At 31.6% G+C, this 22422-nt stretch carries 20 protein-coding genes; all 20 read left to right on the top strand.

Going from position 1 to position 22422, the window contains the following annotated elements:
* The first annotated feature begins 17 nt into the window (after nucleotides 1-17).
* The 20 genes from LQ675_RS00340 (at nucleotide 18) to LQ675_RS00245 (ending at nucleotide 22420) form a co-directional block, all read left to right on the top strand.
* A complete protein-coding gene (locus LQ675_RS00340) occupies nucleotides 18-581 on the top strand; it encodes a dihydrofolate reductase family protein (RefSeq protein WP_048542593.1) in 564 nt (187 codons plus the stop codon).
* A gap of 12 nt (nucleotides 582-593) precedes the next feature.
* The gene (locus tag LQ675_RS00335; RefSeq protein ID WP_048542595.1) at nucleotides 594-1010 is read left to right on the top strand and encodes a GNAT family N-acetyltransferase; all 417 of its coding nucleotides are present in this window, start codon (nucleotides 594-596) and stop codon (nucleotides 1008-1010) included.
* A gap of 11 nt (nucleotides 1011-1021) precedes the next feature.
* On the top strand, nucleotides 1022-1873 hold the full coding sequence (locus LQ675_RS00330; protein WP_107610286.1) for an aminoglycoside 6-adenylyltransferase: 852 nt from the start codon (nucleotides 1022-1024) through the stop codon (nucleotides 1871-1873).
* Between the two features lie 314 nt (nucleotides 1874-2187).
* The gene (locus LQ675_RS00325) at nucleotides 2188-2631 is read left to right on the top strand and encodes a hypothetical protein (RefSeq protein ID WP_107610285.1); all 444 of its coding nucleotides are present in this window, start codon (nucleotides 2188-2190) and stop codon (nucleotides 2629-2631) included.
* 68 nt (nucleotides 2632-2699) lie between these two features.
* A complete protein-coding gene (locus LQ675_RS00320; RefSeq protein WP_075577891.1) occupies nucleotides 2700-3473 on the top strand; it encodes a MurR/RpiR family transcriptional regulator in 774 nt (257 codons plus the stop codon).
* A gap of 115 nt (nucleotides 3474-3588) precedes the next feature.
* On the top strand, nucleotides 3589-5154 hold the full coding sequence (malX, locus tag LQ675_RS00315; RefSeq protein WP_075577892.1) for a maltose/glucose-specific PTS transporter subunit IIBC: 1566 nt from the start codon (nucleotides 3589-3591) through the stop codon (nucleotides 5152-5154).
* Between the two features lie 20 nt (nucleotides 5155-5174).
* Entirely contained in the window at nucleotides 5175-6341 is a 1167-nt protein-coding gene (locus tag LQ675_RS00310; protein WP_075577893.1) for a MalY/PatB family protein, read from the top strand.
* Nucleotides 6342-6438: 97 nt separating this feature from the next.
* Entirely contained in the window at nucleotides 6439-6783 is a 345-nt protein-coding gene (rbfA, locus tag LQ675_RS00305; RefSeq protein ID WP_048542606.1) for a 30S ribosome-binding factor RbfA, read from the top strand.
* A 192-nt stretch (nucleotides 6784-6975) separates the two neighbouring features.
* The gene (gene truB / locus LQ675_RS00300) at nucleotides 6976-7887 is read left to right on the top strand and encodes a tRNA pseudouridine(55) synthase TruB (RefSeq protein ID WP_088592392.1); all 912 of its coding nucleotides are present in this window, start codon (nucleotides 6976-6978) and stop codon (nucleotides 7885-7887) included.
* Between the two features lie 12 nt (nucleotides 7888-7899).
* Nucleotides 7900-8856: a riboflavin biosynthesis protein RibF gene (ribF, locus tag LQ675_RS00295; RefSeq protein ID WP_025905353.1), complete on the top strand. Its 957-nt coding sequence runs from the start codon at nucleotides 7900-7902 to the stop codon at nucleotides 8854-8856.
* A gap of 102 nt (nucleotides 8857-8958) precedes the next feature.
* Entirely contained in the window at nucleotides 8959-9228 is a 270-nt protein-coding gene (gene rpsO / locus LQ675_RS00290; protein WP_025905354.1) for a 30S ribosomal protein S15, read from the top strand.
* 120 nt (nucleotides 9229-9348) lie between these two features.
* Nucleotides 9349-11463 carry a polyribonucleotide nucleotidyltransferase gene (gene pnp / locus LQ675_RS00285; protein WP_048542610.1) on the top strand — a complete coding sequence of 705 codons (2115 nt, stop codon included), beginning with the start codon at nucleotides 9349-9351 and terminating at the stop codon, nucleotides 11461-11463.
* Nucleotides 11464-11995: 532 nt separating this feature from the next.
* Complete coding sequence (locus LQ675_RS00280; RefSeq protein ID WP_239728056.1) at nucleotides 11996-13216, top strand: M16 family metallopeptidase; 1221 nt, start codon at nucleotides 11996-11998, stop codon at nucleotides 13214-13216.
* Between the two features lie 143 nt (nucleotides 13217-13359).
* Nucleotides 13360-15033, top strand: a complete 1674-nt coding sequence (rnjB, locus tag LQ675_RS00275; RefSeq protein ID WP_048542615.1) for a ribonuclease J2 — start codon at nucleotides 13360-13362, stop codon at nucleotides 15031-15033.
* A 209-nt stretch (nucleotides 15034-15242) separates the two neighbouring features.
* Nucleotides 15243-17534 (top strand): DNA translocase FtsK, encoded by a 2292-nt coding sequence (locus LQ675_RS00270; protein ID WP_239728058.1) that lies wholly within the window; start codon nucleotides 15243-15245, stop codon nucleotides 17532-17534.
* Nucleotides 17535-17543: 9 nt separating this feature from the next.
* Nucleotides 17544-18257 (top strand): GntR family transcriptional regulator, encoded by a 714-nt coding sequence (locus tag LQ675_RS00265; protein ID WP_048542619.1) that lies wholly within the window; start codon nucleotides 17544-17546, stop codon nucleotides 18255-18257.
* 77 nt (nucleotides 18258-18334) lie between these two features.
* A complete protein-coding gene (yfmF, locus tag LQ675_RS00260; RefSeq protein ID WP_107610281.1) occupies nucleotides 18335-19609 on the top strand; it encodes an EF-P 5-aminopentanol modification-associated protein YfmF in 1275 nt (424 codons plus the stop codon).
* Entirely contained in the window at nucleotides 19602-20891 is a 1290-nt protein-coding gene (gene yfmH, locus LQ675_RS00255) for an EF-P 5-aminopentanol modification-associated protein YfmH (protein WP_107610280.1), read from the top strand. Before yfmF ends, yfmH begins: the two co-directional genes overlap by 8 nt.
* The gene (ymfI, locus tag LQ675_RS00250; RefSeq protein WP_048542624.1) at nucleotides 20884-21588 is read left to right on the top strand and encodes an elongation factor P 5-aminopentanone reductase; all 705 of its coding nucleotides are present in this window, start codon (nucleotides 20884-20886) and stop codon (nucleotides 21586-21588) included. Before yfmH ends, ymfI begins: the two co-directional genes overlap by 8 nt.
* 16 nt (nucleotides 21589-21604) lie before the next feature.
* Nucleotides 21605-22420 carry a YmfK family protein gene (locus LQ675_RS00245; protein WP_025905363.1) on the top strand — a complete coding sequence of 272 codons (816 nt, stop codon included), beginning with the start codon at nucleotides 21605-21607 and terminating at the stop codon, nucleotides 22418-22420.
* Nucleotides 22421-22422: the final 2 nt, after the last annotated feature.

Raw genomic sequence — 22422 nt, 5'->3', positions numbered from 1 at the left:
TGATTGGGGGTCAATATATGAGTAGTGATGATAATAGTAGGAAAGTCATTTTAGATTTAGCTGTTACATTAGATGGGCTTATCGAAGGTGAAAATGGCGAGATTGACTGGTGTATTATGGATCCTGAAATGAATTTTGATGATTTTTTAAATCAAGTCGATACAATCTTTTATGGAAGAAAAAGTTACGAAGCATGGGGAGATTTTCAACCGAGTTTAGAAGATTCAGAAGACGATAAATTAATGTGGAAAAACATACATGCCAAAGAAAAATATGTCTTTTCAAAGAAATTTAAGTTTGAAGATAAACATGTCAATGTTATTAAAGATAATATTGTAGAACATGTAAATGAAATAAAAAGTAAGCCAGGTAAAGATATATGGTTATATGGTGGATCTAGCTTAATTACGACATTTGTAAATTATGGATTAGTAGATGAATATAGACTATCCATACATCCTATAGTTTTAGGAAAAGGAAAACCACTATTTATAGATATTGAAGATAGACAACAACTTAAACTAGTACATTCAAGAAAATTTAAATCAGGTGTTATACAATTAATTTATCATAATGAGTAGTAGGTGATGTTTATGTACACTTTTGAACGTGAATTTAAAAGCGAAAATATTGATAGTATAAAAGAAGTATATGAATCAGTTGGTTGGTTAGGTCATGATAACGAAAAAATAGAAAAAATATTTCTCAATAGTTCACATGTTGTAATAGTTAAAAATTACGATGAAGTTATTGCATTAGCGAGGGCATTAACAGATGGAGTGTTTAATGCTGCTATATATGATGTAGTTGTAAAGAAAACATATCAACAAAAAGGTATTTCAAGAAAAATGATTGAAATTTTATTAGAAGATTTAAAACAAGTATCATGCATTCATTTAATTTCTACAACCGGTAATGAAGAGTTATATAGAAAGCTTGGATTTAAAAAATTAAAAACTGGAATGGCAATATATAAATCTATAAAATTAGATAGTGAGTATACTGAATAGTAGGTGAAATCATGAAAACAGAACGTGAGGTATTGGAAGAAATTTATAATATTGCTTCGATTGAAGATGATATTAGAGCAGTTTGCATGAATGGGTCTAGGGTTAATAAATTTATTGAACCGGATGAATATCAAGATTTTGATATTGCATTTATCGTAAAGAATTATGAGTCGTTTATTCAACATGTATCATTTATTAAAAATTTTGGAGAGCCTATTATTTCTCAGTGTAATAGAGAGCGTTCTGATAGTGGTATAAAGGATCAATTATTTTATATGGTGTTGTTTGAAAATCACATGCGAGTAGATTTCAGATTTATACCAATTGAATTTATAGAAGCATATAGACATGAAGATTATTTACTGAAGGTATTAATTGATAAGGATAACTATTTTAGTGAACAAATTGAACTAAGTGATAAAAAATATCATATTAAGAAACCTAACCAGAAGCGATTTGATTTTGTTTGTAATGAATTTTGGTGGTTATCAACGTATGTTGTTAAAGGCATTAAAAGAGAAGAAATTTTTTATGCTATCGATCATTTAAATATGATGCGTGATTTACTTTTGACTATGTATGACTGGAAAGTCGGTAACAAATTTAATTGGCAAATCTCAACGGGAAAAAATCATAAATTATTAAAAAAATACATTTCTAAGTCTGAATGGAATAAATTGTTGGAATCATATCCACATGGTGAAGTTGTAGATATAACAAATTCATTATTAAGTATTACAGAGCAATTTTATATTTTATCAGTTGAAATAGCCAAAGATTTAAATATGGAACTAGAAACTGCGGAAGCAAATAAGGTTATTAAATATAATCATAATCAAATAACTGGATTTACTGACATGTAAATGGGAAGTATACCTTAGCTGGAGATATACTTCCCATTTTTGGAAGATAAGCACTTTTATTGTTGAGTCGAGAATACGGATTCTCTTCAAGTATATAAATATACTTGATATATATAGCATAACTGTTTATTTAGAAAAGTGAAATTTGTGTTATGGATGATGACTTGCTATGTGACAGTTAATGACATTCACTAAAGTACGAATCATTATTTTTGATGTATATTTACACTATAATAAGGGAATAGGTAAGTAAATAGATTGGATGCAGTAAAGTTAAACATGAACTACAAATATGACGTATTGGAGTGGTTCTTATGCAAACAATGATTGTTTATTTTGTCGGCTGCTTTATCGGATTTATTGTACATCGTATATTTCAAACTGAAAGTATGTGGATGAATGTCGCTCAATTTTCAATATTTTTTGCGTTTATGTATACATTTATTGGTAGATTTATGCCTTCTATTCGAAATTCACTTATTAAAATGGTTCCGAGTAATATTCCAAATCCGAAAATGATTGTGTATGTAACGGGATGGTTAGAATTTGTCATTGCGATAAGTGTGTTTATTCCTAAAGTTAATTTTGTATTCAGTGTTATTGGTATTATTTTATGCTTTCTATTGTTCCCTAGCAATATAAAAGCACATGCCAAAAATATATCGTTAGGTAGCAAAGCACCAACAAATATTTATTTAAGAGTATTCTTGCAAATATTATTTATTGTTTCATTTATTATCATATTTAAGCATGCATAAGATGGTATATAGTGAATTAATGATTGATAGTTTATGGACTAAAAGTGAAGATATTAAGAGGGGTTAAAATGGAACAAAATGCACTTGTAGGAAAATTACAAAAAAGAAGAAATGATTTAAGTGAATTAGAGAAGAGGGTATTGGATTTTATTTTGAATGATTATACGTCGATAGCAAATATGAACATAGATGATATTGCTGAAAAGTTGTTTGTGTCGACTGCAACTGTCAGTAGATGTTCTCAAAAATTAGGATATCAAGGCTATAGAGAACTGAAATATGCCTTATTACAAAATCAACCTGATTTAAATAAAGTAAACAATGTGCAAAGTCTTGATGTTGAAATGGATGATTTTATGAATGAAAATTTGGCGAACCTCCAGAATACAATGAATGAAATCAATATCCAAGATATCGAAAAAGCAGTAGCTTTTATACGTGATGCACGTGTAATAGAAGTCATAAGCGTAGGAGCAAGTTTAGTAAACGGGATTGATTTAAGTAGAAAATTAACATTTCTAGGTAAAGTAGCACATGCGAGAACTGATTGGGATGAATTAGAAGCGGTAACGCATAATTTAGATCAGGAAAGTTTAGCAATTTGTGTAAGTTCAAGTGGTGAAACCTCACATATTGTTCGTTATGCACAGCAGTTAAGAGATAACCAAGTACCAATTATTTCTATTGTTAGTAATAGGCATTCTAAGTTGGCACAGTTATCGACCATAACTTTAATCGCTAAGACAAATAGTATCTATATTGGAAATGTAGATTTAAGTTCGAGGCACGCTGCTATGTTTATGATAGATTTTCTATTAATGATGTATGGTAGACAATTATAATGTAACGACATTCATAAGATGAAAGCGCGTCCAAAATGATTATATACTATTGATGCCCCTTTAATACATTTGTATATTTAAATAACATAAATGTATTAAAGGGGTGTTATTGAGTATGAGTAATAAGAAGAAGCAAAGTAATGTGTGGGATTTTCTTCAAAATATGGGGAAGACATTTATGCTTCCAGTAGCTTTATTAGCTTTTATGGGTTTGATTTTAGGGATAGGGAGTTCATTTACAAGTGAATCAATGATTGATGTCTTTCCATTTTTAGAGAATAACATGATACAGCTAGTATTGAAGTTCTTAGCAACAGTTGGGGGATTTGCATTTACATATTTACCCGTACTATTTGCGATTGCTATACCAATCGGACTTGTTAAACATGAAAAAGGTGTAGCTGCTTTCTCAGGGTTTGTAGGTTATACAGTTATGAATTTAACGATTAATTTCTATTTAACTGAGACACATCAATTAGCAGATACAGATAAATTACAACAAGCTGGACAAAGTATGGTATTAGGTATTCAAACACTCGAAATGGGTGTGCTCGGTGGTATCATTTCTGGTCTTATCGTTTATAAATTACATAATAAATTTAGCTATACACAGTTACCTGACAGCTTTGCGTTCTTCTCAGGGTCAAGGTTTGTACCAATTGTAACGTCTCTCGCATTAGCAGTAGTCGGGTTAATTATTCCAATTATTTGGCCATTCTTCGGTATGATCATTGGAAGTATTGGGGCACTAATTCAACATTCTGGTGTATTTGGACCATTTTTATTTGGTGCTGGTGAAAGGTTATTATTACCTTTCGGATTACATCATATTTTAGTATCGATGGTTAGATTTACTGAAGTTGGTGGACATTCTATTATTGAAGGTAAAGATGTATTTGGCGCTTTAAATATATTTTATGCGCAATTACAAAATAATTTACCAATATCTCCAAACGTAACTGCATTTTTATCACAAGGTAAAATGCCAACATTTATGTTTGGTTTACCTGCTGCGGCTTTAGCAATTTATCACGCAGCGCCTAAAGAGAATAGGCATAAAATAAAAGGCTTATTAATTTCAGGATTTGTAGCAACATTTGTTACAGGTATTACTGAACCAATTGAATTTTTATTTTTATTCATTAGTCCATTACTTTGGATCTTCCATGTCATTATGACAGGATTAGGATTTATGGTTATGAATATTCTAGGTGTGACAATTGGTAATACAGATGGTGGCGTACTAGACTTTCTAATATTTGGTGTCATGCAAGGTAGTTATACGAAATGGTGGCTCGTCATAATTGTTGGATTAATATGGTTTGTTATCTATTATTTAGTCTTCAAGACAGTTATTTTGAAATTCGACTTAAAAACACCAGGTAGAACAGTTGAAAAGAACGATAATAATGAAAGTAATGCGACACAAAATCGTACAAATCATACAGACGATATGGCTTCTGATATGCTTCAAGCAATTGGCGGTTCCAGTAATATTATAAGCATTGATAACTGTATTACACGTTTAAGATTAGTGCTGGAAGATGCGGAAATTGTTGATGATGAAAAGTTAAAAGAACTCGGTGCATTAGGTGTCGTACATTTAGACAAACAAAATGTACAAATTATCATCGGAACGAGAGTAACAACTGTCCGAAAACAATTAGATGCCATTATTTAAGTTAAGAAGGGATTTTTGTAATGTATAATTTTGATAAGGTGATTGATAGAACAGGGACAAATTGTACTCAGTGGGATTATGTCCAAGACCGTTTTGGGCAAAGTGACTTGTTGCCATTCACGATTTCAGACACAGACTTCGCGCTACCAGATACAATTATGGAACATTTAAATAATCGTATGAAGCATCCTATATTCGGTTATACGAGATGGAATCATACAGACTTTAAATCAACCGTTACGAATTGGTATAAGAAACGTTTTAATACTGAAATTAATGAAGATTGGATTTATTATACACCAACTGTGATATATGCAGTTTCACAGTTAATTCATATGAAATCTAATTTGAATGATGGTGTGATTATTCAAACACCAGCATATGACGCATTTTACAATGTGATTAAAGAGAATCATCGTACAGTTGTGGAGAATCAACTTTTCTACGAAGATGGTTATTATACAATTGACTTTAAACAATTAAAGATGCAATTAGCGAAACCTAAAAATAAAATTTTGTTATTATGTTCTCCTCATAACCCAACAGGTAGAGTATGGACTGAAGATGAACTGACTACAATCATTAAACTATGTCAGGAACATCATGTTTATATCATTTCTGATGAAATTCATATGGATATCGTTCGAAAAGGAAACAACCACATTCCAATACTAGATAAAAGTAAAAATGATATAGCAATTGTGACAAGTGGTAGCAAGACTTTTAATTTTCCGGGTCTACTTTTTGCGTATACTTTAATTCCAAATAAAGAAGATGGGGATATATTTTTAAATCATTTGAAAAAGCAAGACGGTTTATCATCACCAAGCATTATGGGGATGGAATCTACAATAGCAGCCTATGAAAAAGCGAGTGATTGGGTAGATGCTTTAAACGAATATTTAGATGACAATATACATGCAGTTCAATTATTCTTAAAAGAGCACATACCAGAAATTAAAGTTGTCTATCCAGAATCAACATATCTTATATGGTTAGATGTTTCAGATCTAAATATGACGATGGATGAATTGCAACACCGACTTATTAACATAGGCAAAGTTGCGATAATGGATGGACAAACATATGGCGGTAACGGTCAGTACTTTTTAAGGTACAATGTTGGATGCCCAAAGTCTAAAGTATTAGAAGGATTAGAGCGACTAAAGTTAAGTATTGAAACATAATATATTTATATCGAGTGATTATCTTTTTAAGCATTCAAGCATGTGCTATAATGTACTAATGTATATAGAGAGATGAGAATGTTAAGAGGTGAAAGATATGAGTATTCGTTCTGAACGAGTAGGCGAACAAATGAAAAAAGAATTAATGGATATTATTAACAATAAACTTAAAGATCCAAGAGTTGGATTTTTAACAATTACAGATGTAGAACTTCCAGGAGACTTGTCTCACGCTACAGTTTATTTAACTGTATTAGGTTCTGATAAAGAAAAAGAAGATACATTTAAAGGTTTAGAAAAAGCAAAAGGCTTTATTAAATCAGAATTAGGTAATCGTATGAAATTACGTATTTTACCAGAATTGCATTTTGAATATGATGAATCAATCGATTACGGTAATAAAATTGAACGCATGATTCAAGATTTAAATCGTAATGATTAATCCAAATTTGGAAAGACTAAGACACTATTAGATGTCTTAGTCTTTTTTTGATTAGAGTGGGGTATAACTACCATTATTCAGAATTCTGTTTCTAAGCCCCTCGTATTTTTTATGAAATTGAGTTATTTCTTCTTTTTATGAATATTTTCATGTAAAATTAAAAAGAATAGAAACATTATGGAGGTCGTAAATTTGGATGGCATTCTAGCAATTCATAAGGAAGTTGGTATGACAAGTCATGACGTCGTATTTAAACTTCGTAAAATTTTAAAAACAAAAAAAGTTGGCCATACTGGAACTTTAGATCCTGAGGTAAGTGGTGTACTACCGATTTGTGTAGGGAAAGCGACGCGTGTAAGTGATTATGTGATGGAAAGTGGCAAATCCTACAGAGCTGAAGTAACAATTGGTGTTAGTACAACGACTGAAGACCAAACTGGTGAGATAGTTGATCAGAAGCGTGTTGATCAAAATTTATGGGACAAAGATGAAATGATTGCGACTTTAAAACAATTAGAAGGTGACATTGAACAAATTCCACCTATGTATTCTGCTGTTAAAGTTAATGGTAAGAAATTATATGAATATGCTAGACAAAATATTGAAGTTGAACGTCCTGTCAGAAGAGTACATATTAACAGTATTGATTTAATTTCTGATATTATTTATGAGAATGATACTTGTAAATTTGAAATTGAAGTTGAATGTGGCAAAGGGACATATATTAGAACGTTAGCAACTCAAATTGGTGCGTTACTTAATTATCCTGCTCATATGTCTCATTTAATTAGGTTGAAAAGTGGCGGTTTCTCTTTAGAACAGGCTATTAAATTAGATGACTTAAGAGAAATAGTTGAGCAAGATAAGTTACAAGATGTGATTCTTCCATTAGAATATGGATTGAATGGTTTAACGAAAGTTACCGTACATGATAAAGATATCGTAACGCGTATTCAAAACGGACAAAAAATAGAAAAATCTTTAATAGATGAAAGTAAACATGATGGCGAATTTGTTGTTTGGTATGAAGACAAAGCAATTGCTATTATGGATACTTACGATAAAAATGAAACACTTTATAAACCGAAAAAAGTTTTTCTTTAAAGGAGTATATTGATGGAAGTTATAGAAATTACACACCCAATTAAATCTAAACAATTTGTAAATGAAAATATTGCTTTAGCTATCGGTTTTTTTGATGGCATACATTTAGGTCATCAACAAGTTCTTAAAAAAATGATTAAAGTAGCTAAAGATAAACATTTAAAAAAAGCTGTTATGACATTTGATCCTCACCCTTCAGTTGTCTTAAATCCTGAAAAGAAAAGAACAACGTATTTAACACCTATTGCTGATAAAATTGAAGCAATTGAAAAGTTAGGCGTAGATTACTGTTTCGTCGTTAACTTTTCATCAACATTTGCAGATGTGTCTGCAGATGATTTTATTGACCAATATTTTATTCAAAATCATGTGAAAGCTGTTATTGCAGGTTATGATTTTAGTTTTGGCAAATATGGAAAAGGTAATATGGCTTCATTACAAGAGAATGATTATCCATTTGATGTATTTGTCGTATCTAAGCAAACATTACATGAGGATGAAAAAATCTCAACTACGAATATTAGAACATCACTTGAACTAGGAGAAATAGAAGCTTGTAATTTAGCTTTAGGACGTCCATATGTTATTAAAGGTATGGTTGTTCAAGGTGAAAAAAGAGGGCGTACAATTGGTTTTCCTACAGCTAATGTTGAACCTAGTGATGACTATGTATTACCGAGAAAAGGTGTTTATGCTGTAACATTACTCATTAAATCAAGAGATAAGTCATATAAAGGTGTGTGTAACGTTGGTGTGAAACCAACATTCCATGATCCGTCTGTTTCTCAAATAAGTATTGAAGTTAACATCTTTGATTTTGAAGAGAGTATATATGGTGAACGTGTAGAAGTATATTGGCACCATTTTATTAGACCAGAACAAAAATTTGATGGCATTGATGCACTTGTTAATCAAATTAAGCAAGATAAAGAAGAAGCAAAAGCGTTATTATCACTTGAAAGAACATAAAGAGTTATGTATAATGATTTGAGTGCCTAATCCTTGGCTTATCGACACTCCGACGATCAGCTCAGGTTTACGGTGAATACAATTATAGGAGGGAAATTGACAATGGCAATTTCACAAGAAAGAAAAAACGAACTAATCGAACAATACCGCGTACATGAAACTGATACTGGTTCTCCAGAAGTACAAATCGCAGTTTTAACAGCAGAAATCACTGCTTTAAACGAACATTTACGTACTCACAAGAAAGACCATCATTCACGTCGTGGATTATTAAAAATGGTTGGTCGTCGTAAACATTTATTAACATATTTACGTGAAAATGATGTTCAACGTTACCGTGATTTAATTAAATCATTAGGATTACGTCGCTAATCGTAATTTCAATCGAAGGAAATCAATCAGATTTCTTTCGATTTTTTTATAAATAAATATAAAAAATATGTGTATAATGGTATGATATAAGAGATTAAGTGTATGAGAGGAGATTCATAAATGTCTCAAGAGAAGAAAGTCTTTAAGACAGAATGGGCAGGAAGTCCATTAATAATTGAAACGGGCCAATTAGCAAAACAAGCTAATGGTGCAGTATTAGTAAGATATGGGGATACAGTTGTATTATCAACAGCAACTGCATCAAAAGAACCTAGAAATGTAGACTTTTTCCCATTAATGGTTAACTATGAAGAAAAAATGTATGCAGCAGGAAAAATTCCTGGTGGCTTTAATAAACGTGAAGGTAGACCTGGTGAAGATGCTACTTTAACAAGTAGATTAATTGATAGACCAATTCGTCCATTATTCCCTAAAGGATACAGACATGATGTTCAAGTTATTTCTATCGTAATGAGTGTTGATCCAAACTGTTCACCAGAAATGGCAGCAATGATTGGTTCTTCAATGGCATTATCTGTATCAGATATTCCATTTGAAAGACCAATTGCAGGTGTGAACGTAGGTTTAGTAGATGGTGAATTTGTCATCAATCCTAATGTTGAACAAAGAGAAGTTTCTTTATTAGATTTACAAGTAGCGGGTCATAAAGATGCGATTAACATGGTTGAAGCGGGTGCTAAAGAAGTAACAGAAGAAACAATGTTAAATGCTATTTTATTTGGTCATAAAGAAATTCAAAGATTAGTTGAATTCCAAGAAGCTATTATTGAAGATGTTCAACCTGAAAAAGCTGAATTTATACCGGTTGAAATTGAAGCTTCATTTGAAGAAACAGTTCGTGCTAAAGCAGAAGCTTTAGATATTATTTCAGCAATCAGAACTGAAGAAAAACAACAAAGAGATATTAATATTTCTGCAGTTAAAGAAGAAGTTCTAAATGACTTTACAAACGAAGAAGATCCAGATAATGAAGAAGTACTTAAAGATGTAAGTAAAGTATTAGATGCACTTGTAAAAGAAGAAGTGCGTCGCTTAATTACTGAAGATAAAGTAAGACCAGATGGACGTAATCCTGAAGAAATCAGACCATTATCTTCTGAAGTTGGATTATTACCAAGAGCTCATGGTTCAGGTTTATTTACACGTGGACAAACACAAGCATTTTCAGTTGCGACTTTAGGTGCATTAGGTGAACATCAAATCATTGATGGCTTAGGTACAGAAGAACAAAAACGTTATATGCATCACTATAATTTCCCTAACTTCTCAGTTGGTGAAACAGGTCCAGTGAGAGCGCCAGGACGTCGTGAAATTGGTCACGGTGCATTAGGTGAACGTGCTTTACTACAAGTTATTCCAGATGAAAAAGAATTCCCTTATACAATAAGAGTTGTTTCAGAAGTACTTGAATCAAATGGTTCATCATCACAAGCTTCAATTTGTGGTTCAACTTTAGCTTTAATGGATGCAGGTGTGCCAATTAAAGCACCAGTTGCAGGTATTGCAATGGGCTTGATTACTAAAGATGATAACTACACAATTTTATCTGATATTCAAGGTATGGAAGATGCACTTGGTGATATGGACTTTAAAGTTGCAGGTACAGAAAAAGGTATCACTGCTATTCAAATGGACATTAAAATCGATGGTTTAAGTGAACAAATCTTAAAAGAAGCACTTGAGCAAGCAAGAATTGGTAGATTATATATCTTGAATCATATGCTTGAAACTTTAAGAGAACCTAGAGAAGAACTTAGCCAATATGCACCTAAAATTGAAATTATGCATATTAAACCAGATAAAATTAGAGATGTTATTGGACCTGGTGGTAAGAAAATCAATGAAATCATTGATGAAACAGGTGTTAAATTAGATATCGAACAAGACGGTACAGTATTTATTGGATCTAAAGATAAAGAAATGATCGACCGTGCTAGACAAATTATTGAAGATATTACAAGAGAAGCTGAAGTCGGTGCAATTTATATGGCAACAGTTAAACGTATCGAAAAATTCGGTGCATTTGTTGAAATCTTCCCAGGTAAAGATGCACTTGTTCATATTTCTCAATTCTCTAACGAGAGAGTTAACAAAGTTGAAGATGTAGCTAAAATTGGTGACCAATTCTTAGTAAAAGTAACTGAAATTGACCGTCAAGGACGCGTAAACGCATCACGCAAAGTATTGTTAAACGAAGAAAAAGAACAAAAATAATAAATGAAATGATTCAGATAGGGACATTGACAATCATTAAAATCTGAAATTTATAGTGTCAACAAAGTCATAGATTTTGTTGGCATTTTTTATGAGTAAGTAGAATAAGAAGTTAAATGATACTTGTCAGTTGATGTATGAATAGGAGTGCCATTATTAGCAGTTCTGGCTAAAGGTGCAAATACTGATACCATTAATAGCAGTTCTGGCTGAAAGTGCAAATACTGATACCGTTATTAGCAGTTCTGGCTAAAGGTGCAAATACTGATACCGTTATTAGCAGTTCTGACTAAAAGTGCAAATACTGCGATCGTACATGTACATAATACTTCTCAATACTTATAACACGAAAGGTTTTAATTTAATGATTGCTTCATATAAAACACTTTTATAACCGATATGCGTGAGGGAATCGTACAAGTCGAAGACTACAGGCTGAGACTGTACCATAGGCAAGAGAGGTTATGAAAGTATGTATGTCTACTAATAGAGGGACATTGACATGTCCCTATTTATTTTGAGGTGAATAAATATGGCTGATTTACAACGACTGAATAATGGAACGACTGTGATTTTTGAAGAAATTCCAAACAGTGAAACAATTAGTGTAGGTGTTTATGTCAATACTGGTACGGGTGATGAAGGTGATTATCCTGAAGGTATTGCTCATTTTATGGAACATATGTTATTTAAAGGTAGTGAACACTATACAAGACAGCAATTATCAAATGAATTTGATAAAATTGGTGGCTATAACAATGCATATACGACAAAAATGTACACTTGTTATTTCTGTAAAACATTAAAAAGATTTGAACATAAAGCAATTGATTTACTTATAGATATGGTTAAAAATCCACTATTTCTTGAAGAAGAAATTGTTCGTGAGAAAAAAGTCATTTTAGAAGAAATTAAAATGATTGAAGATACACCAGAAGAATGGTTAATGGATAAATTAGAACATGAAATTTATAAAGACCAACCATTAGGACGAATGATCCTTGGTACGCCTGATAGTGTCAATCAAATTGATAGAGATACATTAGTTGATTTCCATAAAAAGTATTATCAAAGTAATCGCTTAATTGTTTCAGTTGCGGGTGCCTATAGTGAATCTATGAAAGAAACATTGCTTAAGCAATTATCTGATGGGGTAGAAATACCGCTTAATCAACAAGAACAAAGCATGAATTTTATTGAGAAGAAAGAAACTTATTATAAAAACGAGCTAGAGCAAACGCATTTTATGAGAAGTTATGATGCACCAAGTTATAATGATGAACACTATTATGCAACGAATATATTGAACACGATTTTAGGCGAAACAATGAGCTCTAAATTGTTCCAAGTTCTAAGAGAAGAACATGGATTATGTTATAATGTTTACTCAGATTTCCAAAGTTTTCACAATGATGGTTTACTGACAATTTATGTAGCAACTGATAAAGAAAATGTTGATGCATCAAGTGAACTTATTACTGAAGTGCTCGAGTCATTATTAAATGACGGTATCACACAGAATGAACTAGATGATGCTAAAAGTCATATAATCACAAGCTTTTTAATGGCATCTGAATCTAACCAAAATAAAATGACGAGAAATGCACGTTCAATCATGTTTTATAATGAATTAGTTACGAATAAGCAGTTCGAGCACGAAATCAATCAAATCCAGTTAAATGATATTAAATTAGCTACGAAAAGATTATTGGATGCACCTTATTCTGAGTTTATTTTGACAGAGAAATCATAAAGTTATGACCTGATATAAAAATTATTGTCTTCCTTAATTTAAAATATGTATAAGACTGTTGTATGTGCTTGTATAATCGATTATATAAATGGTATGATTAAATAAATATATTATGGACGGGACTACATTTAGGAGGAACAATTTTGAGTTTAATAAAAAAGAAAAATGATAAAATTCGTATCATACCACTCGGTGGTGTAGGAGAAATTGCAAAAAACATGTATATCGTTGAAGTGGACGAAGAAATGTTCATGTTAGACGCTGGTTTAATGTTTCCAGAAGACGAAATGTTAGGTGTAGACGTTGTTATACCAGACATACAATATGTTATTGAGAATAAAGATAAACTTAAAGGTATCTTTTTATCACACGGACATGAAGATTCTATCGGTGCTGTAAGTTATATACTTGAAAAACTTGATGCACCAGTATACGGATCAAGATTGACGATTGCATTAGTTAAAGATCACATGAAAGCAAGAAAAATCAATAAAAAAGTACGTTATTATACAGTAAATAAAGATTCAGTCATGAGATTTAAAAACGTTAACGTGACATTTTTTAATACAACGCATTCAATACCAGATAGTTTAGGTGTATGTATCCATACATCATATGGTTCAATCGTTTATACTGGAGAATTTAAATTCGACCAAAGTTTACAAGGTGCCTATGCACCAGATATCGCTAAGATGACTGAAATTGGTCAAAATGGTGTATTTGCTTTGATTAGTGATTCAACAGAAGCAGAAAAACCTGGTTACAACGTTCCAGAAAATGTAATCGAAAGTCACATGGTCGATGAATTTGCAAAAGCAAATGGACGCATTATCGTTTCATGTTATGCATCTAACTTTATTCGTATTCAACAAGTGCTGAATGCGGCTAGTAAATTAAACCGTAAAGTTTCATTCTTAGGACGTTCTTTAGAAAGTTCTTTCAATGTTGCACGTAAATTAGGTTACTTTAATATTCCAGAAAATCTTTTAGTACCCGTGCATGACATTAGTAAATATCCTAAAAATGAATTAATTATTATTGCTACAGGTATGCAAGGTGAACCAATTGAAGCATTAGGTCAAATGGCTCAACAAAGACATCCTATTTTAAATATTTTAGAAGGCGATAATGTTTATATTTCTACAACAGCTTCTGCTAATATGGAAGTGATTATTGGTCAGACTTTAAATGAATTAGTTAAAGCTGGCGCACACATTATGCCTAATAACAAAAAAACACATGCATCTAGTCATGGTTGTATGGAAGAACTTAAAATGATGCTTAATTTAATGAAACCTGAATACTTTATTCCAGTACAAGGTGAATTTAAAATGCAAATCGCACATGCGAAATTAGCAGCTGAAACAGGCGTAGACCCTGAGAAAATTTTCTTACTAGAAAAAGGTGACGTTGTTAATTTTGATGGCGAAAAAATGATTGCTAATGAAAAAGTTACAGCTGGTAACGTATTAATTGACGGTATCGGTGTTGGAGACGTAGGTAATATTGTTTTGAGAGACAGACACTTATTAGCTGAAGATGGTATATTTATAGCTGTTGTAACTTTAGATCCTAAAAATAGAAAAATCGTTGGTGGACCTGAAATTCAATCACGTGGATTCGTTTATGTTAGAGAAAGTGAAGAGTTATTAAACGACGCTTCAGAAAAAGTCCGTGAAATTGTTGAAGAAGGTTTACTTCAAAAGAAAATTGAATGGTCTGAAATGAAACAAAATATGCGTGATAAACTCGGTAAGTATCTATATGAACAAACGAAACGTCGCCCGATGATTATTCCAATTATTTCAGAAATCTAATGAATTGTTTTATGGATGATTTTTAACAGTCAAGAGATGAGATTAAATTCTATATCAATACAATGGGTTTTTCCATCTCGGCAAAGATGAACAAATAATGTGTCATACACGCTATTTGTTCATTAACTGCCTACATACTATATGAGGCTGAGACATCTATTTATGTCCCAGCCTCTTTTTGCATTATAGATAAGGAGGCTATTTCAAAAATGGTACAAAAGAAGAAGCCAGCAACACGTAAAAGAAAAACAACACGTGGCAAGAAAAAGCAAAAAGATAATACATTAAAATATGTCATACAGATGATTGTGTTGTTTTTACTCGTGTTAGGTATTTTTCAATTAGGATTTATAGGTTTAATGATTGATAGCTTCTTTCATTTCTTATTTGGATTCTCAAAATATTTCACCTATATACTGATAGCGATTATTTCACTATTAATAACAGTGAACGGCAAATTAAAATTCACAAGAAGAGTAAACGGATTGCTCGTCTTTCAAGTAGCATTGCTATTCATTATGCAGTTAGTATTATATTTCAAAGATCCATCGTTTAATACGTTTAAGACAACCTTGAGTGAAACATATTCAAGTTTAGAACGAAATGCATTTTACTTTAACGGTGGTGGTTATATTGGTTATTATGCATTTAATGTCATAAGCAAGCTTATTTCCGTCTTTGGATATAGTTTATTAACGATACTCGTTTTACTATCTAGTGTTATTTTAATCATGAAGAAAAGACATCGTGATATTACTAAATCAGCATTTGATATGGCGCAAAGTAAAACTAAATCAAAAATGACAAATCTTGAACAAAAAAGAGAAGAAAAAGCGAAAGCTAAACAACTAGAAAAAGAAAAGCGTCAAAAAGAGCAGCCTAAAGACGTTTCACATTTAGAAGAAGTTGAACCAGTTCAAGAAATTTCTAAAATTGACAAACAACAAACTAATGAAGAAATTCCAATCTTTGAATCGCAAGAAAAGTTAGCATCCAAAAGAACACAACAACCTAAACAACCCGTTCAACAAGATCATGATAATCATGAATCTGAAATGAATGAATCAACTATAGATGAGACTGAGAATTTAAATTATAAATTACCACCGATTACAATTTTAAATGATCCACCTAAATCTCAATCAGTGTCTAAAAAGACAGTTCAAGAAAAAGGAAAACTACTTGAAGCTACATTAAGAAACTTTAATGTCGATGCGAAAGTGACTCAAATTAGGATTGGACCAGCTGTTACTCAATACGAAGTACAGCCAGCTCAAGGTGTGAAAGTAAACAAAATCGTTAATTTAAGTAATGATATTGCACTGAATTTAGCAGCAAAAGATATTAGAATTGAAGCGCCTATTCCAGGTAAGTCGGCAGTTGGAATTGAAGTGCCTAATGAACATATTTCAATGGTAACGCTGAAAGAAGTACTGAATGAGGCAAAACCAACATCAAATAAACTTGAAGTTGCATTAGGAAGAGATATTTCAGGTGAACCAATTACAGCAGAATTAAACAAATTACCTCACTTACTCGTAGCAGGTGCTACAGGGAGTGGTAAATCTGTTTGTATTAATGGTATTATCACAAGTATATTAATGAATTCTAAACCACATGAAGTAAAATTAATGCTTATTGACCCTAAGATGGTTGAATTAAATGTGTATAACGGGATACCACATTTGTTAACACCTGTTGTTACAAATCCTCAAAAGGCAAATCAAGCATTACAAAAAATTGTATCCGAAATGGAAAAAAGATATGACTTGTTCCAACACGTTGGTGCAAGAAATATTGAAGGATATAATCAATTTATTGAACGTACAAATCAAGAAATGGAAGAAAAACAAGCGCAATTACCTTATATTGTCGTCATTGTTGATGAACTTGCTGACTTAATGATGGTTGCTGGTAAAGATGTTGAATCATCCATTATGAGAATCGCACAACTTGCACGTGCAGCAGGTATACACTTAATTATTGCGACACAAAGACCATCCGTTGATGTTATAACAGGTAGTATTAAAGCTAATATACCTTCTAGAATTGCGTTTGCAGTAAGCTCTGCAACTGATTCTAGAACAATTTTAGATAGTGGTGGTGCTGAAAAATTACTAGGTAGAGGTGATATGCTATTCTTATCTAGAGACTCTTCAAAACCAACAAGAATACAAGGTGCATTTCTTTCTGATGGTGAAGTTGAATCAGTTGTTCAACATGTTGTTGGAGAACAAACAGCGAACTATGTTAAAGAGATGGAACCTGACGAACCGACAGAGGCAAATGAAATGGAAAGTGAAGATGCTTTATACAAAGAAGCATATTTATTTGTTTTAGAAGAACAAAAAGCAAGTGCGAGTTTATTACAAAGAAGATTTAGAATAGGTTATAATAGGGCATCTAGGTTAATGGATGATTTGGAAAGTAATGGTGTTATTGGTCCTCAATCAGGTAGTAAACCTAGACAAGTATTGGTTGATATTTATCAAGACGAATAGGGGGATATTATGTCTACAAATGCAAGTACAAATTTCGTTAAAAATTGGATATTAGAAAAAATTCAAACAGCTGAACTTAAACCGGGAGATGCTATTCCGAATGAGTTTGAAATTAAAAAGTTGTTAAATATAAATTATGATGAAATCGAAAAAGCCATACATGAACTTGTCACGGAACAAATTTTATCTCAAAAAACAGGCGACGTAACAGTGGTGAAACCTACACAACCATATTATTATCCATTAGACGAATTAGTAAGTATTACAAAAATGATTGAAAAAAATGGTGAAGTTGCTGGAACAGAATTTATTAGTTTAGATGAAGAAGTTGCAACTTTAAAAGATATAGAAGTATTAAACTTAGAAAAAGATGCATCTATTTCGGTAATAGAAAGAGTACGTACAGCAAATGGTGAACCAGTCGTGTATTGTCTAGATAAAATTGCTACTGATTTATTTGCATGCAGTGACTATAGATCCAATTCATCTATTTTATCCGCAATTGAAAGTAAAGTAGAATTTAAAATTACACATGCTAATACATCTATAGAATCCATTAGTTATGAGCCGTATATTAGTGAAATATTGAACTCTGAGCCAGACGATGCAATGATGTTATTAACACAAGTTCATTATAACGAACATGGCACACCTGTACTTTATTCACTAAATTATTTTAAAAGCAGTCTTGTAAAGTTTCGAATTACAAGAAATAGGATATAATAAATATATTGAGAGAAACAAAGTAACAATTGTTGCTTTGTTTCTCTATATACATACATATAAGAGAGGTATCTATTATGATAACAACAGAACATATACAATTATCTTCAAATGACGTTTATGTGATACCAACTGAAAAATTTAAAATAACGACTATCGTTTTTAAATTTGTAGCACCTTTAAACAGTGAGACGATTACATCTAGGTCAATTTTAAGTAAATTAATTACACGTGTTACAAAACAATACCAAACTGATAAAGAAATGAATAATTTGCTTGCGGACTTATATGGTGCGCATTTATTTAGCTATGTCAATAAACAAGCTAATAATCATATCATGACAATTGGTATTGAAATCGTAAATGAAAAATATTTAAATAGTGAGCTTCCACTATTCGAACAAGCCGTTAAATTATTGCATGAAGTGATTTTTAATCCACTGATTGAAAATGGTAAATTTAACGAAAAATACACGAAGCAAGAAAAATCTTTATTACATAAAAAATTAACTGCAATTGAAGACAACAAATCTCAACGTGCATTTATTCAATTTATGAATCATATGTTTGAAGATGAGCCATATAAATATTTAGCATCTGGTCGACTAGAAGACATTGATAACGTAACACCTGAATCTTTAGTCAATACATACCATGATTTGTTACTCGAGAATGCGATATCTACATATATTATTGGAAATGTTGAATTAGATGAAGTTAAATCATTGTGTCATGAATATTTTAATTTTGATCATAATAGTCAATTAGAAATCGAAACGACATTATTAAAAGATATTAAAGAAGTAAAAGAAATAGTAGATTATACAAAGATTGATCAAGCAAAATTAAATATGGGATATAGATTCCCAATAACATTCCATTCTAAAGAATATTATTCGTTCTTAGTGTTAAATATGTTGCTAGGTGGAGATGCTTCTTCAATTTTATTTAGTGAAGTACGTGAAAAACAAAGTTTAGCCTATTCAATACATTCTCAAATCGATGCAAGAAATGGATTCTTATATATAGTTGGTGGCATCTCTAAAGATAAAGTACATGTCGCTAAAGAAACAATTTTAAATATTTTTAAAGATATTCAACAAGGTGAAATTGAAACAGAGAGACTGACGTTAGCGAAGAAAGTCTTAATTTCACACGCACGAGAAATGTTTGATAAACAACGACAAATGATTGACTTATTGCATACACATGCGAGATATCAATCCGTTTATAACTATGATGATTGGATTAAAGAAATTGAATCTATCACAATTGAAGATATTAAAAAGACCGCACAACTTGGACAATTAGATACAATATATATACTGACTGAAGGTGATAACAATGCGTAATCAATATTATAAACAGATTGATGAAACTGTATTCGAAGATACTTTAGAAAATGGTTTAAAAGTAGTTGTCATTCCAAAAGCAGGATTTTCAAAGACTTTTGTGACATACACAACACATTTCGGTTCTCTTGATCATACATTTAAGCCACATGGCAAAGATGATTTTGTGACTGTTCCGGACGGGGTAGCACATTTCTTAGAACATAAATTGTTCGAAAAAGAAGATGGCGATGTCTTTACAAGTTTTGCTGAAAATGATGCACAAGTTAATGCATTTACGACATTTGATAGAACAAGTTATTTATTTAGTGCGACTGGAAATGTGCACGATAATATTATTCGTTTATTAAAAATGATTGAAAGTCCGTATTTTACTGAGAAAACAGTAGAAAAAGAAAAAGGTATAATCGCTGAAGAAATTAAGATGTACCAAGAACAGCCTAATTATAAATTAATGTTCCAAACTTTAGGCGCACTCTATCATAATCATCCTGTACAAGTGGATATAGCAGGTTCTGTTGAAAGTATTTATGATATTACAGCTGAAGATTTATATTTATCATATGAAACCTTTTACCATCCAGCAAATATGGTGTTAATCATTGTTGGAGACGTCGATCCTGAAGAGACTATACAATTAGTTCGCGAACATGAAGACAAAAGAAATATGCACGAAATGCCACCAATTACGAGAAAAGTAATAGACGAACCGGCATCTGTCCATACACCGTATGTCGAAACGAAAATGGACATTGTTCAAGAAAAATCAATGTTGGCATATAAGTTCAAGCCTAATACTATTTCTGATAAAGTACGCGTAAAAAATGATATGGAAATGATGATTGCTTTAGATTTAATATTCGGTGAACAAACTGAATTTTATCAATCAAATTTAGAAAAAGAAGTGATTGATGATACGTTTGGTTATCAATTTGCTAACGAAATGACATATAGTTATTTAATTCTAGCTGTGACAACTGATTATCATAATGAATTTAAAGAATCGGTTAAAGCAGAACTTAAAAAATATATAGAAAATGGTTTTGTTTTAGAAGAGTTAGAGAGAGTGAGAAAACAAACTTTAGGCGAAATTGTATCAAGCTTAAATTCTCCAGAATATATTGCAAATCAATATACTAAATTCTATTTTGAAGGTGTAGAACTATTTGAACTTGTAAACATTTTAGAATCTATAACAGTAGAAAGTGTACAAGAAACATTGGCTTCATTAATAGACTTCGATCATGTTGTAGAAAGTCGTTTGGTGAAACAAAATGGCTAGAACATTTATTGTTGGTGGTAGTGGTGACATTGGATTATCAATTGTTGATGAATGTTTATCACTAGGGCATGAAGTGATACTGCATTATAATCGATCTAATATTAATGAACTCAAACAAAGATATGCCGGACAACCTGTTACTTTTCTACAATTCGATTTAACAAACAAAGATAATTTACAATTCTTAACATCAATCGGACATATTGATCAATTAATATATGCAGCTGGGCAATCGTCATTTGGTGCGATTCAAGATTTTACAGATGATGAAATTGATGTTCAATATAACTTGAATGTATATGCGCTCATAAAAATTGTTCAATTATTTGTTGATGATATTAGAAAGAGTGAAAATGGCAGAATAATCGTTATATCATCTATTTGGGGAGAGACTGGTGCAAGTTACGAAACAATCTATTCAACAATGAAAGCTGCTCAACTTGGTTTTGTTAAATCTTTAGCAAAAGAACTTGCTTTAACATCTATTACAGTAAATGCTATATGTCCAGGTGTCGTTCATGGTAAAATGACAGATGAACTTGATGAAATTACACAAACACAATTAAAAGATGAAATACCACAAGGTCGGTTTGTTCAAACTAAAGAAGTTGCGGCAACGGTGGGATATTTATTAAATCCGTTATCTCAAAGTGTGACCGGTCAAGTCCTACGTGTAAACGGAGGATGGTATATTTAATATTGGGGTGGATATTATGGAAGAGGTCATTAAAAAAGAATGGTACTTAGAATACGATATACAAGTAAATAGAGCAGGTTTATTAGGGGATATCTCTAGTTTGCTTGGTATTTTAGGTATTAATATCATTACGATAAATGGTGTCGATCAAGGTCGAAGAGGGTTACTCATTAAGACAGATGATATGAATAAAGTTAAACGCTTTGAAAATATTGTTAAAGAAATTGATGATATTACCATTAAAAAGTTACGTACACCAGGCTTAAGAGATCGATTAGCGGTAAGACACGGTAGATATATTAAACGAGATGTTGATGACAAAAAGACCTTTAGATTCGAAAGAAAAGATTTAGGTTTATTAGTTGATTTTATGGCAGAACTTTTTAAAGAGAACCGTCATAAACTGATTGGTGTGAGAGGTATGCCAAGAGTAGGTAAAACAGAATCTGTTGTTGCCGCTAGTGTGTGTGCCCATAAAAAATGGTTGTTTATTAGTTCGACGCTTATTAAGCAAACAGTAAGAAGCTCTTTATTAAAAGGTGAATATAGTGATGAAAATGTTTATATTATTGATGGTGCTGTAACATCTAAGCAAACTGATGAAAAGCATAAACAACTCGTTAGAGAAGTTATGAGTTTACCAACAATTAAAGTAGTAGAACATCCTGATCTATTTGTACAACGCTCTGAATATAGCCTTGAAGATTTTGATTATATTATTGAACTAAGAGAAACAGAAGACCAAGAAATTACATATGAGCAATTAAATAAAAATGATTTATTTACAAATGACAATATGGCATTTGGAGATGGATTTGGATTTTTTGAATAAAT

Origin of the sequence: Mammaliicoccus sp. D-M19, assembly GCF_022386695.1 — a bacterium.
Taxonomy (GTDB): Bacteria; Bacillota; Bacilli; order Staphylococcales; family Staphylococcaceae; genus Mammaliicoccus; species Mammaliicoccus sciuri.
The sequence above is the reverse complement of the archived record's forward strand: the minus strand, read 5'-3'. Positions and strand labels throughout refer to the sequence as shown.